At 66.3% G+C, this 13286-nt stretch carries 11 protein-coding genes; 3 read left to right on the top strand and 8 right to left on the bottom strand.

Features of this window, described 5'->3' with window-relative positions; all coding sequences use genetic code 11:
* Window positions 1–268 precede the first annotated feature (268 nt).
* Window positions 269–1135: a LysR family transcriptional regulator gene (locus AC4PTB_RS19335; protein ID WP_492192910.1), complete on the bottom strand. Its 867-nt coding sequence runs from the start codon at window positions 1133–1135 to the stop codon at window positions 269–271.
* Window positions 1136–1231: 96 nt separating this feature from the next.
* Between AC4PTB_RS19335 and AC4PTB_RS19330 the strand changes: the two genes are divergently transcribed.
* Entirely contained in the window at window positions 1232–2176 is a 945-nt protein-coding gene (locus AC4PTB_RS19330) for a DMT family transporter (protein ID WP_492192909.1), read from the top strand.
* A 446-nt stretch (window positions 2177–2622) separates the two neighbouring features.
* Here AC4PTB_RS19330 and AC4PTB_RS19325 read toward each other — a convergent pair whose 3' ends face one another.
* Together AC4PTB_RS19325 and AC4PTB_RS19320 are read right to left on the bottom strand one after the other, a co-directional pair.
* On the bottom strand, window positions 2623–3912 hold the full coding sequence (locus tag AC4PTB_RS19325; protein WP_492192908.1) for a serine hydrolase domain-containing protein: 1290 nt from the start codon (window positions 3910–3912) through the stop codon (window positions 2623–2625).
* A 31-nt stretch (window positions 3913–3943) separates the two neighbouring features.
* Window positions 3944–5371 (bottom strand): alginate export family protein, encoded by a 1428-nt coding sequence (locus AC4PTB_RS19320; RefSeq protein ID WP_492192907.1) that lies wholly within the window; start codon window positions 5369–5371, stop codon window positions 3944–3946.
* 389 nt (window positions 5372–5760) lie between these two features.
* On the opposite strand from AC4PTB_RS19320, the gene chrA reads away from it, so the two are divergent.
* Together chrA and AC4PTB_RS19310 are read left to right on the top strand one after the other, a co-directional pair.
* Window positions 5761–7140, top strand: a complete 1380-nt coding sequence (chrA, locus tag AC4PTB_RS19315; protein WP_492192906.1) for a chromate efflux transporter — start codon at window positions 5761–5763, stop codon at window positions 7138–7140.
* A gap of 115 nt (window positions 7141–7255) precedes the next feature.
* Window positions 7256–8494, top strand: coding sequence for a PAS domain-containing protein (locus AC4PTB_RS19310; protein ID WP_492192905.1), 1239 nt, complete (start codon window positions 7256–7258; stop codon window positions 8492–8494).
* A gap of 83 nt (window positions 8495–8577) precedes the next feature.
* On the opposite strand, the gene AC4PTB_RS19305 is transcribed toward AC4PTB_RS19310, so the two are convergent.
* The 5 genes from AC4PTB_RS19305 to AC4PTB_RS19285 form a co-directional block, all read right to left on the bottom strand.
* Window positions 8578–9420: an EAL domain-containing protein gene (locus AC4PTB_RS19305; protein ID WP_492192904.1), complete on the bottom strand. Its 843-nt coding sequence runs from the start codon at window positions 9418–9420 to the stop codon at window positions 8578–8580.
* A gap of 165 nt (window positions 9421–9585) precedes the next feature.
* Window positions 9586–10287 carry an RES family NAD+ phosphorylase gene (locus AC4PTB_RS19300; protein WP_492192903.1) on the bottom strand — a complete coding sequence of 234 codons (702 nt, stop codon included), beginning with the start codon at window positions 10285–10287 and terminating at the stop codon, window positions 9586–9588.
* On the bottom strand, window positions 10284–10685 hold the full coding sequence (locus AC4PTB_RS19295; protein WP_492192902.1) for an antitoxin Xre-like helix-turn-helix domain-containing protein: 402 nt from the start codon (window positions 10683–10685) through the stop codon (window positions 10284–10286). Before AC4PTB_RS19295 ends, AC4PTB_RS19300 begins: the two co-directional genes overlap by 4 nt.
* Before the next feature lie 190 nt (window positions 10686–10875).
* Window positions 10876–11982: a ParB/RepB/Spo0J family partition protein gene (locus tag AC4PTB_RS19290; protein ID WP_492192901.1), complete on the bottom strand. Its 1107-nt coding sequence runs from the start codon at window positions 11980–11982 to the stop codon at window positions 10876–10878.
* Window positions 11979–13286: an AAA family ATPase gene (locus AC4PTB_RS19285; protein WP_492192900.1), complete on the bottom strand. Its 1308-nt coding sequence runs from the start codon at window positions 13284–13286 to the stop codon at window positions 11979–11981. The genes AC4PTB_RS19290 and AC4PTB_RS19285 overlap by 4 nt, the downstream gene beginning before the upstream one ends.

Below are 13286 nucleotides of genomic sequence, written 5' to 3'. Positions count from 1 at the left end.
AAGGTATATGATCACCGCCGCGTGATGATGACGGCAACGAGCAACGAGGCCGAAATGTCGTCGGGACTGCGCCCCTCTCTAGCCAATCAGGATCCTCACGCCGGGGCGCTGCTGCGCGGGCGCGGCCGCGCCGAGATCCTGCCGCGCCTGCCCGGCGGGGATCATCCTGCGCGATGGCGCGGGGTTTCCGGTGCTGCATCGCCCCCTGCCCGGCAGGGGCGCTTGCTCTGCCCCCCCACGGAGCCCGTCCAATGCACAACATCTGCAGCTACGCGCCCTCCAGATCGTGGCGTTGCACGATGATGCGATCCGCGAGGGCCGCGGCCACCACGCGCACCCGGCGCGAAGCGGCAAGTTCGGCGTGGGTGGCCAGGAGGATCGGCCGCGCCATCGGCGCCCCGTCGGGCAGCCGGGCCGCCAGCAGGCGCAGCCCGGCCTCGCGCGCAAGGAAATGCGGCAGCACCGCGACGCCCAGCCCATCACGCACCGCCTGAACCTGCGCCGTCAGCGTGTTCAGCGTGAGCCGCGGCGCCGTGCGCGCGCCAAAGGCGGCCGACCAGGCAAGCGGCACCGCAAGGCTCGGTGCGTCGGGCCAGGTCACATGCCGCGCGGGCGGCCCCCCCTCGGCGGGGCCGTAAAGGCCGAAACCCATCTGCGCCAACCGCCGCACCGTCAGGTTGCCGCGCTCGGGTGGCACCATCCGCAAGGCCAGATCGGCATCATGGCGATGCAGGTTCACCGTCGCCGGCCCCCATTGCACCTCGACGTCCAGCCCGGGATTCGCGGCCAGAAGCGGCCCGAGCGCGGGCAGGACGACCGGCGCCACCAGGCTTTCGATGCTTGCAAGCCGCACGAGGCCGCGGATCTCGACCTGCGCCCCGGCCTCGCGCCGCATTTCCTGCAATGCCAGTTCCATCGCCTCGGCCCGGGGCAGCAGCGCCGCGCCCTGGTCGGTCAGTTCGTGCCCGGTCTGGCGGCGCAGGAACAGCGGCAGGCCGAGCGTCGCCTCCATCCGCTCGATGCGCCGCGAGATCGTCGCAACGCCAAGACCCAGCCGCCGCGCCGCGCCCTGCAGCGTGCCCTCGCGCGCCAGCGCCAGAAACAGCCGGATGTCGTCCCAGTTCTGTGGCTCCATGCGCGTTCCATTTTTGGAAAGAAGATGCACTATCTTCGCCATATATTCCACTGATGGGATGTGGGACAGATCCTTCGTGTCAAACAGGAGGGTTCCATGTCCGATGTCTTCTCCGCCCCGCAGCCGCGCGCCGAGACAGTGGCCTTCGCGCTGAGCGCGCTTGCGGCCGTCTTCTGGGGCTCGAATTTCGAGGCCACACGCGTCGTGTTGCAGGAGATGCCGCCCTGGACCGCGGCGGCCGGGCGGTTCCTGATCGCGGCGCTGGCCATCCTTGGCTGGCTCTGGATCGCCGAGGGATCCGGCCTTCCGGCGCTGCGGCGGAACTGGAAGGTGTTCCTCGGGCTTGGCGTGGTGGGGGTGGCGGGGTTCAACGCAGCACTGTTTCTGGGCATGCGCAGTTCCAGCCCGGTCACCGCGGCGCTGATCATGGGCACGAGCCCGTTGACGACGACCCTGATCGAGGCGGCGCTGACCTGCCGCTGGCCAAAGGCGGGGACGCTTGCCGGGATGGCGATCAGCCTTGTGGGCGTGGCGTTGACGGTGGGCGCGTTTTCGGGGGCGCGGCTGGCGCCGGGGGACGGGTTGATCCTGCTTGGCAGTCTTGCCTGGGCGCTTTACACCGTCGGCTGCCGCCGCTGGGTGGTCGCGGCAAGTCCGCTCGAGACCTCGGTCTGGACGATGCTGGCCGGGGCGCTGGTGCTGCTGGGGGCGGCCTTCGCGTTTGAGGCGCCGGTGGCAAGTATGCTGGCGGCCTCGCCGGCCGCCTGGGGCGCGACGCTCTGGATGGCGCTGGCGGGCTCGGTTCTGGCCTATCTGTTCTGGCAGGTCGGGATTCAGGTCCGCGGGCCGGGGGCGACCTCGGTGCTGTTCAACCTGGTTCCGGTCTCCGCTCTGGCGATCGCCGCGCTTTTCGGCCGGATGCCCGAACTCTCGCAACTGGCCGGGGTCGCGTTGGCGATCTTTGGCGTGCTGCTGGCGAGCGGACGCCTGACGCCCCCCCCGGCGCTGACGAAGAAGACCCGGGCGCGCATCATTGGGTAGTGTCCACGGTGCCGGTATAATTTCATCGCCGCCAGCGGTGTGATCCCGGGTGGCCATCGGGGTGCAAGATCGAGGTGGAGTTTGGCGACTTCAACCACGAACCTTGCGGAGCCCCCGATGACCAAGATCGAGCCATGGTGCCGCCATTGATGGAGTGGATGACTCCCGCTCCCGGCATCGCAATGTGCCACATTGGGTGCTGTCAACTGAACCCATGAAGCGCGCCACCCATGACGGAGATTACCACGGTCGGGCTCGATCTGACCAAGAACGTGTTTCAGGTTTGGAAACCGCCCCCTGCGAAGGTGCGACCCGACCAACGCGCACGGTTCGACGCGGCGCGCCTTTCTTGCCGCCGCATCGCCTCAGGGGCGAAGCTTTCGATCCACCCTGCGCCATTCCCTGTCAGGTCTCCCCAAAACCCGAAGCGGCTCCTTTGCCGCGCGTCAGTCCTGACGCATCAGGAACTCTGCCACCGCCTGAAAGGCCGGCAGCGAGGTCGGGTCGATCCGGCTGTTGGACGCGGTGGGATGAGAGGCGAAACGCACCAGCACCATCTCGGCGGTGGGGTCGACATAGATCGTCTGGCCATGCACCCCGCGCGCGGCAAAGGCGCCATGCGCATTGTGAAGGACCCACCACTGGCTGGTGTAGCTGCCACCCGGCAGCGTCGGATAGCCGCTGAACCTGCTCCGATCCCCCCCCTTCGCGATCTTTTCGACGACTTGCGCCGGAAACACCTGTTCGCCGTTGATCCTGCCCTTGTTCAGCATCAGCAAACCCAGACGTGCCGCATCGCGCAGACCAAGGCTGATCCCGCCCCCGGCAAAAGGTACGCCCTTGCCGTCCACGGTCTGATAGGCGTCCTGCTCGGCCCCCATGGGACGCCAAAGCCGCTCCGAGGCCAGATCCGTCACCGCCTTGCCCGTGGTGCGGCTGAGAATCCAGCCCAGCATGTCGGAATTGATGGTCTTGTAATGAAACGCCTCGCCATGGTTCCCCTCGGGTTGGACCTGCGCCAGATACTCCCAATAACCGTCCGGCCCCTTGTAACCGGCAGGTTTCGGCAACGGGCTGGCGGCGGCGGAATAGACCCAGATATCGGCCTTCGGATCGGCATAATCTTCCGAATATCTGACCCCCGTCGTCATATCCATCACCTGACGGACGGTCGCGGTGCCAAAGGCGCTTTGGGCAACCTCGGGGATGATCTCGCCGACCCGGCGCGTGTCGTCGAGCGCCCCCTCCGCGATCAGGATCTCGGCCAGAAGGCCCGTCACCGATTTCGTCATCGACATCGCCGCATGTTTCCCGGCCGCGTCCAGACAGCCGAAATAGCGCTCATAGACGACCCGCCCCCGGTGCAGGATCAGAATGCCGTCGGTGTAATTGGCATCGAGCGATTCTTCCCAGGTCATCGGTGTGCTCGCCCCGATCGGCAGGAAGGTCAACGCATCGATCCGGGCGCGCAGATCGGCGAAATCCGCCGCCGGGGGATAGCTCAGCGGGACCGGGGCGCCCAATCCGCGGCTGATGGCCTCGGTCGGCAGAAACTCTCGCAGGTGGCAGACCGACCAGCGCAGTTTTGGAAAGCTGAAATAGACCCTGTCCGGCTGGGTGATGATCTTGTCCGCGGGCGGCGGGAAACCCTGCATCCAGCCCATCACCCGCGGGTCGGACTCCCGCGCCGAGAGCGGCGCCGCCTGGGCGTTGGCGGAGGTCGCGGTGGCAAGCATCAGGACGAGCGCGGCGATCCAACGGAGCCCCTCAGTAGGCGATGACGACATTGACAAATCCTCCTGTCCAAAGCGATGCGTCCCGGCCGACGACTCGGTCAATTCCGGCCCCGGGGAAGGAGGCCGAGACACCGGCGGTCAGAAACGTGTTGCGGGTGATGACCCGGCTGTATTCAAGGAAAAAATCGTCGGCCAGATCGGCCGTCGTCACCCCCGCCACGACCTCGAAATCGGGATCAAGGCGGGTTCCCTGTCCGAACTGGATCGGGCTTCTCAGCTCATTGGCCCGGATATGGGCATAGCGCAGGGTCAGGCTCTCCTGGGGCGAGGGGCTGAGCTGCAGCGCAAGGGACAGGGCGTTCACGTTCGAATTGATGAAGGTCGCGGCGGATTTCGACCCCGTCGCCCAGGCGCTCGGGCTGCCCTGATAATAAAGCGGATCGAAGCGTTCGAGGGTCGCGGTGTCCGGATCATCGCCCGAGAAGGTCTGATAGCCGAGCGTCAGCACCGGCGACCATGGCCTGTCCGCAAACGCGTAGCCGATGGTCACGCGACCGGCCCAGGCTTCCATGTCGATGCGGTCATTCCACTGCCAGGCCAGATCGCCGGTGAAGACCCAATTGGCCAGCCCGGTGTCGAAGGGATTTGTTTTCGCGTAGACGTTCAGCGTCCTTGTCGCCGCGCGCCCGCCCGCCAGGATCGAGGGCGCCCCGATGCCCCCCGGCGCGGCGACGGGATAGGGCGAGCCGGAGCGGATCACGTCGATATAAGTCGCACCGATATAGCCCCCTTTCGGGTCGTCACGGCGCAGATCAAGGCCCGCAAGCGCAGTCCGGCCATTCTGGTCCGGCAATTCGTTCGGGTCCAGATAGAAAGCCGATCCGGTGACAGGCCCGCGCGACAGCTTGCCGAGGGCGGCCATCTCCCAGGCCTTGCGCGGCCCGAACTTGAGCGCGCCGCGTTCAAAGCCGTTCGTCGCGCCATTCGCCAGCAGCATCCCGGTTCCGAAAGACACCTCGCGCGGCCCCAGCGACAGATCATAGGAGATGCCCGTGCTCTCTCCGCCCCGGAGGGCGAGATAGGCCTCTTCAAGCGTCGTCGCCCCGCTGTCCTGCGCGGCGAAGGCATCGGTGCCGAAGGTATGGGACAGAACCGCCGAGGCCCCGCCATAAAGCACGGCGCCGCCGTCCAGCTGCGCTTCAAAGCTGAGCCCGGGCTTGAGGTAGCTTTCGAGCCATTGCGTATCGGGATCAAACCCGCTTGCGGGCGCGGTTGTCGCCGCCAGATCCCAAAAGAGAGCGCTTTCGCTGACCGCGTTCAGCCCGCCCTGAAGATGCCAGCGCAGGGTGAAGCCGTCACGCGCAAAAAGGGTCGTTTCTTGCGCCAGCGCGGGCTGCACGACGGAGGGCAGCGCCAAAGTGAGGAGAACGACCGCGCCGGGGAGACAGAACCTTTGCATCTACCACCGCCCCACGATCACCTGCTCGCCGTCACCGCGTCCGCTCAAGCATGAGCCTGCCCGGGCGCGGCGTGCTGACGCGCATGTCAAGTTCGGATGTTTTCACAAGCCTTGGTAAACTATGCCGCGACCGATCCGTTCGATCAACAATTTTTGAGTGCATCCGCGAAGCTGCAATGAGGCCCCGGGCAAAGCCGGACCCGATCGGCAGCGGCCCAAAGCGGCCCATGCGCAAAAGCGCCCCGGGTCTGCATCGACCGGATGCGCGCCGCCTGCGGGTCCGGGCAGCGCATTATGGCTTTGACCCGTTGCCCGATCTTCTGACAGTCTGACCCGAACCGGGTCGGGGTCACGGGCCGTCCCTCGACGATCAGGCAAGGAACCAAACCATGAATGCGGGTCGCGAGCGGCCGGGTCTTTGGGCGGCGGCGCGCGTCTGGGCGCGGATCGCGGCGCTTTCCTTTGGCGGACCGGCGGGGCAGATCGCGGTGATGCATCGCATCCTTGTCGAGGAAAAGCGCTGGCTGGGCGACGCCCGTTTCCTGCATGCGCTGAACTTCTGCATGCTCTTGCCCGGCCCCGAGGCGATGCAGCTGGCCACCTATATCGGCTGGCTGATGCATGGGGTGCGCGGCGCGGTTCTGGCGGGGCTTCTGTTCATCGCGCCCGGTGTGGCCGCGCTGATGGCGCTCAGCTGGATCTATGCGCTTTGGGGCGAGGTCGGGCTGGTGTCGGGGCTGTTCTTCGGGCTGAAAGCCGGGGTGCTGGCGATCATCGCGCAGGCGGTCCTGCACCTGGCAGGGCGCATGCTGAAAACCCCGGCGCAGCGGGGGCTGGCGGGGGCGGCCTTTCTCGGGCTTTTCGCGCTCGCCCTGCCCTTCCCGCTGATCATGGCGGCGGCGGCGCTGATCGGCGCGCTTGGCGGCCTGATCGCCCCCGAGGTCTTCCGGCCGGGGGCTTTCTCCCCCGGCCGGCAGGAGGCGGCGGACGGCCTGGCGATCGCCGATGCCGAAACGCTTCTGGGCGCAGAGCACGGCGACCCGACCGGATCCGCGCGCCGCGCCGCGTTGCGGGCAGGCGCCGTGGCGCTGATGCTCTGGCTGCTGCCGGTGGCGGCCTTGTGGCTGGCCGCGCCCGAAAGCGTCTTCACCGCGATGGCGCTGTTCTTTTCGAAACTGGCGGTGCTGAGCTTTGGCGGCGCCTATGCGGTTCTGGCCTGGGTGGCGCAGGCGGCGGTGACCGATTTCGGCTGGCTGCGCCCGACCGAGATGCTCGACGGGCTGGGCATGGCGGAAACGACGCCGGGCCCCCTGATCATGGTGCTGCAATTCGTCGGCTTCATGGCGGCCTTTCGCGCCGCGGGCTGGGAGGCACCGCTGCTGGCGGGCACGCTCGGCGGGCTTTTGGCAAGCTGGGTGACCTTTGCCCCCTGTTTCGCCTGGATCTTCCTGGGCGCGCCCTTCCTCGAGCGGCTGCGCGCCAATCGCCTGCTGGCCGCGGCGCTTGCGGCGGTGACGGCGGCGGTGGTGGGGGTGATCGCCAATCTTGCGCTGTGGTTTGCCCTGCATCTGCTTTGGCGCGGGGTGACGCACGTCAGCCTCGGCCCGGTCCGCCTTGATCTGCCGCAGATCACCACGCTCGATCTGCCCGCGACGCTGATTGCCGCCCTCGCGATCTGGGCGCTGTTCAGACACGGCTGGGGCATGGCGGCGGTGCTGGCCGGGTCAGCGGCGCTTGGGCTTCTGGCACATCTGGCCGGGCTGGCGTGACCCGGCCCCGCGCAATACGCATCATCCCTCTGACAAGGCGCCTTTTTCCGCCGCCGTAAATCAGGTGTTAAGACGGTAAACGCTAAGCTTTCCGAAATTTCAGCGAGAAAGCTTCATGACCCAGCAACGCGATCTTTCCGGCCAGCCCGAAGGCGAGGTGAATTTCGGTTTCGACGAGCTGTTCTTTTCGCGCACCGATCCGCGCGGGGTGATTCTGGCGGGCAACGATGTTTTCCAGAAGGTTTGCGGCTTCGCCTGGGAAGAGCTTCTGGGCGCCCCCCACAAGATCATCCGTCACCCTGACACGCCCCGGGCGGTGTTCCGCATTCTTTGGGACGCGCTTGGCAACGGCCTTCCGATGGGCGGATATGTGAAGAATCGCGCCCGCAATGGCGAGTATTACTGGGTCTTCGCGGTGATCCTGCCGACCGAAGACGGATTCCTGTCGGTCCGTCTCAAGCCCTCGACGCCGCTTTTTGCACAGATCCGCGCGGTCTATGCCGAGCTTGCGGCCCGGGAACGCACCGGTCGCCTTGACCCCGAAGACAGCGCCCGGATGCTCTGGACGACCATCACCGAGGCGGGCTTCACCAGCTACACGACCTTCATGGCCAGCGCGCTGGGACAGGAGCTGGCCGCGCGCGACCTTCGGCTTGGCCGCCCCGAAGACCCGCGCACCCGGCGGCTGATCGAGATGAACGAGGCCCTCGAACATGTGATGCAGGAGCAAAAGAAACTGCTGCGCAGTTTCGAATCGCTGCAATCGATCCCGAACAACATGCGCCTTGTCGCTTCGCGGCTGGAACCCGCGGGCGGTCCGGTCTCGGCGATCTCCGAGAATTATCGCGCGTCAAGCCTGGTGATCTCGGACCGGCTGCGCAGTTTCGTCAGCGGCCGGGAGAACCTGTGTGACCGGGTCTCGCGCGAAGTTGCCCGGGCGCTGTTCCTGCTTGGCGCCAATCGGGTGATGGCGGAAATGATCGCCACCTTCCGCCATGCCGAGCCGGTCCCCGGGCTGGATTGGGAGACCGAAGGCGCGAAGCTGGCCCGGGCGCGCGCCACCACCCAGCACGACAGCCGCAGCGCGCTGGAGAATGCCGTCGGCCATGCCGAGGAGCTGGCCAGATCAAGTGCAGAGATCCGGCGGCTGATGCTGGGTCTTGACACGATCCGCGTGATGGGGCGCGTCGAATGCGGCCGGTTGCGCGAAAACGGGATGGGTCTGGCCTCCACCATCGACCAGCTTGATCTGTTTCACGCCGAAATCAAGACCCGGCTGGAGACGATCTTGCACCTGTCCGAGGACATCGGCAGTGCCATGTCCCATTTCGTGAAGACGGATCCCGGCAGCTGACAGGTGGGCGGCCCTCCCCTCCCCCGTCACCGGGCTGTCAGCGGGCGACCGCCTGCCCCGTCGCCTGTGCTCCGCGCAGGCGCTCAGCGCGCCGCCCGCTGCATCTCGGCGGCTTTCCACGGCGGCATCAGGGTCGGCGCCCCGAAGTAATACCCCTGCATGCAATCGACCCCCTGCCCTGCCAGCCAGGCGGCGTCTTCGGCGGTTTCCACCCCTTCTGCCACGGTGAACATCTCGAAATGCCCGGCGATCGACAACAGCGCCTTGGTGAGAATCTGGCTGTCGGGGTTGTCCGCGATGCCAGAGATGAACTGACCGGAAATCTTCAGGATGTCGAAATAGAACTCGCGCAGATAGCGCAACGAGGTGTAGCCCGCGCCGAAATCGTCGATCGCGAAGCAGATGCCCTTCATGTGCATTTCATGCATGAAGACCGACACCAGTTCCGGCATCGTCATCGCCGAGGCTTCGGTGATTTCCAGAATCAGCCGCTCGCCCGCGGTGTGGTCGCGGGCAAGGCCGCGGGTCAGGATGCGTGTCCATTCGGGCCAGCCGATCGAGCGCGCCGACATGTTCACCGACAGCCGCAACTTCGGGTTCTCGGCCAGCGCCATCAGCCCCAGCTCCAGCGCCAGGCAATCAAGCTTGCGGCCAAGTTCGGTGGTTTCCGCGGCGGCGATGAAATCATGCGAGGGAATCAGCCTGCCCGAATCGTCGAGCACGCGAATGAGGCCTTCGTAAAAGGCCGGATGATCCGGTCGGGCGGTCTGCATGATCGGCTGGAACGCAAGCATCACATCGTTCCGCTCGATCGCGCGCCGCACCATCGCCAGCGTTTCCCGATCACGGCTGGCAACCGCGAAGGCGAGCGGATTCGCCTCGGACGGGTCGGGCAGGTCGCCAGAAAAAGACGGGTATTTCCTCATCTGCCACTCCTGAATGAAGGGTTTGAGGATGCGCGCGATAGTTGAACAAGTTGTTAAAGTTCTAGAGATTCAAAATTATTAGTTAAAAGGTCTCGCTTCAGGCCTCCGCGCCGGGACACAAGCCCCCTGCCCTGCCCCGTTCCGCGCGCTGCGGCGCTTGGCGGATCAGCTAACCGCGATGACTGCGCAATGCGGCCTCCCCTCCCAAACCAGGTCCCAGCACGCCCCCGGCCGGAGGTTGCGGATGGCCTGCGGGTCGAAGCAGACCAGACAAGTCCCGCCCGGCGCAGGCGCCCGGACCGACGGATAGATCAGGCCAGGGGACCCCGCCTGCCGCAGTTCCTGGGCCAGATTTTGCCCTGCGGGATATCCGACCGCCGGATCGGGATGCAGCGCCGGATGGCCCGGCGCATCGGTGATGTCGTCGAACAGGCCGATGACATCGGCAAGGCATTCCACATAGCGGGCGCGGTCATGGAAGCAGCCGGTATACCCAAGTTCGCGCCTGCGGTGCCAGGCCGCTTCGCGGACGGCAACCCTCCCATCCCATGCGCAGTACCAGGCCCCCCGCTCCCCGGTGTTGAAACGGTTTCCGCCGGCGCGGGTATTGGCGAAGGCGGCGTTGACCTGGCTCTCGCCACAGATGCGCAGATCGCGGCCGCGGCGCTGCCAGGCCAGCTCGCGCGGGTCCAGATGCGGATTGCGCCCCCGTTCCGCCAGAAGGCGGCCGCAGGTCAGCGCCTCGATCTCGGCCAGGATCTCCATTTCGTCGTCGGTATCGACAAGACCGCGCAGGGATGGCGGCTCATCGCAGCTGGCGGACAGGAGACGCACGAGACCACGATCGCAAAGCTCGGTCCGCTTCATGCCCCACCACGCAACGCGTCAAGATAGGTCCGCACCGCAAGGATCTGCGGCAAGCCCCCGTCGATGGCGCTGTCCACGGGCCGGGCGCCGCCAAACAAAGGCCCGGTATTCGGTCGGGTGAACCAGCTGCGCGCGAGCGGCGCAGAGAAATAGAGATCAAGCGATTTGTAGATGCCGATGACGGCGCTCAACCGCAGCAGCTGATCCTTGGTGAGCTCCCCCGCGAACCCCGGCTTCTTCGCGCGCTTCCAGGTGCTCTCCGACATGTCGGCAAGGCCCGCGGCTTCCTTGAGGCTGAGACCCCAGGCATCGGCCACGCGGGCATAGGCCTTGAGCGCGACAGCGGGGATCTGTGCGGGATCCAGGGTTTTCTCGGTGCCGGACATGGTGTCCTCCATTGGCCCCAATATAGACCATATGAACCGCCGGTAAAGGCCAGATGAACCCTATGCCGGGATCTCGAACGGCCCGTCTCTCGCGTCTCTCCCCGGGCCGGAGCGGACCGTGACACGAAATCGGCCGCGCTTAGGCCACGACACGCGGCCTCGGCGCGGGCGAAAACGGTTGCGCCCTTCCCCGCGGGGAAGATCAGACGATGTCCCCGAGAAGACGGATCAGCGCCGCTTCCAGCTTGCGCCGATCGAGCGCCGAGAAATCACGATCAAGCTTGATTTCAAGCCGCCCGTTCGCCGCCGTGCATTTGGCGGCCCCGAGCGGCGAGGCCAGTTGAAACGTGGTCTTGGCGCGCGCCGCGGGCCGGGCCTTGGCGGCGCCGGTGCCCGTGCCGGGCGGCAAAGCCCCCTGCCCTTCTGCATCGGCCTCATGCCCCACGGCTTTGCGCAAAACCTCCAGCTCGTCGGCCACCGAGCGGTTCTCCCAACCGCGCAACACCGCGCGGATCTGCGCCACCAGCTCCGGCCGCTCCTCGATCGCCGCGGCAAGTTTCAGCCCAAGCGCGCGCGGAATATGCGGCGCAAAGCGCAGCTCGTCGCCCAGCCGGTCCATCACCCGGATGAACTGCCGGATATAGCTGCGCTTCTGATAGCCCGCGGATTTGAACAGCTCGGCCACGGCGCGGTCGGCATCGCTCTCGGCGGTCTGCGGGTCGCGCGCATAGTTCAGCGCCAGCATCGCCATTTCGGCGAATGAGATGTCCTTGCGCACAAGGTTCTCATCGACCATGCGCCGATACAGCCCCTCCAGATCTTCCCCGCGGGGAAGAATGCCCGCCGGAATCCTGCCCCAACGCTCCGCGTCGCCGGTCTCGGCCAGAAGCGCCTTGTAGGCGGCAAGACGGCGGAAGCCCTGCACCAGTTCGAACCGGCCATCCTCGCGCGCCTCGACGCGGATCGGGTTCGACAGGCCGATATCGCGGATCGAGGCCACCAGCTCGGCCAGTTCGAGATCATCGCCCTGGGCCCGGTCGCGCACCAGCTTCCAGCTGTCGATCGCCTCGAGCGCCACCATGTCGACAATCAGACCGAGCCGCTTCATCCGCACATGTTCGGCGGCCAGCGCATCGTTTTCGGCGCGGATCTGGTCTTCAAGCGCGCGCCGGTCGCGCAGCGCCTCGGCATTCTCGGAGATGGCGGCCGCCATGGGCGAGCGGCGCGGGGCAGGGGGCTGATCCTTCCCCGCGGGGAAGGTCTCTGCCTCCTCGGGCAGATCGATGTCGAAGGTGCGGCGCTTCTTCATTGCTCATCCTCCATCTTGTCCCAGGCCGCCAGCATGCAGGATTTGAATTCCTCATAGGCGCGATCAAAGGAGGCGCGCGCACGGCGCCAGGTTTCACGGGTCATGGTGCGATAGTCGATCTCATAGACCGACGAGAGGAACCGGCCCGATTGCTCGACCGCGCGCGTCATCTCGATCGGCTCCTTGCAAACGGTATCGCCAAAGACCTTGCAGAAGGCCTCATACATCGCGCGGTGCAACTCGTTGCCCGGTTCATAGCGCGTCATCAGGAAGCGCATGTCGAGAAAGGCCTTCGGCAGGCGCATCTTCCCCGCGGGGAAGGTGCCATCGAACCCCCGCGAGAGATCCTCGAGCGCCTCGGCCAGCTGGCCGATGAACGAGGTGGTGCTGTCATATTCCCAATAGCCGGGGCCCGAGGGGATATAGAGCACATCGGCCGCAAAGACCGCGTTCATCGACTGATAGCCGATGGCCGGGGGGCAATCGAACAGGATGATGTCATAGGCGTCGTTCGACAGCGCATCGAGATAGCGCGAGACGGCGGCGAAGAAGGACCAGTCCGGGTTCAGGTGCCGATACTGCGCGCTGGCGAATTCGACAAAGGCGGCGTTGGCACAGCTGGGCACGATATCGATGGTGGGCCAGGCGGTGGATCTGATGAAGTCGGTCACGCGCAGATCGCCCAGACCCAGGTCACGCACCGAGGCGGGCAGGCGGCGCTGGGGCAGGGCGGTGCCGCTCTCGGCGGCGCGGGGGGCTGCGTTCATCCGGTCGGTCTCATGCACAAGATCGCGGGCGATGATCCCCCAGACCGTCAGCTCTTCACTGACATCATGCAGCCCCATCGAATGGGTCAGCGTGGCCTGCGGGTCGAAATCCACGACCAGAACACGATAGCCATCCAGCGCCGCCGCATGCGCCAGATGCAGCGCCACGGTGGATTTGCCCGCGCCGCCCTTGAAGTTCGAGATCGCCGCACGGATCGCGCGCTTTCCCGCGGGTCGCCTCGGCATGAGCGAGGTGCGGTTGATCTTCATCTTGCGCCGCAGCTCGTTGATCTCGGTCAGCGAGAACCAGCGCTGGCGGCCGTCCTCCTCGACTTCCCCGCCGGGAAGGTCAGGATCGGCGGCGAAGCGCCCGCGGAAGGTCGACTGGTTGATCTTGAAGATCAGCTCCGACACCTCCCAGGAGGAGAAACGGCGCAGGGTCTTTTCATGCTCGGGCGAGAAGGTCTGGCGTCGGATGAAGCCCTGCATTTTCAGGGACTGGGCCTGAAGAGCGGCGAGATCTTCGTGGGTGTACAT

The sequence above is a fragment of the Rhodobacter sp. 4.3.4 genome, assembly GCF_058724655.1.
Note: the sequence above shows the minus strand (reverse complement) of the source record. Positions and strands in the feature narration are given on the sequence as shown.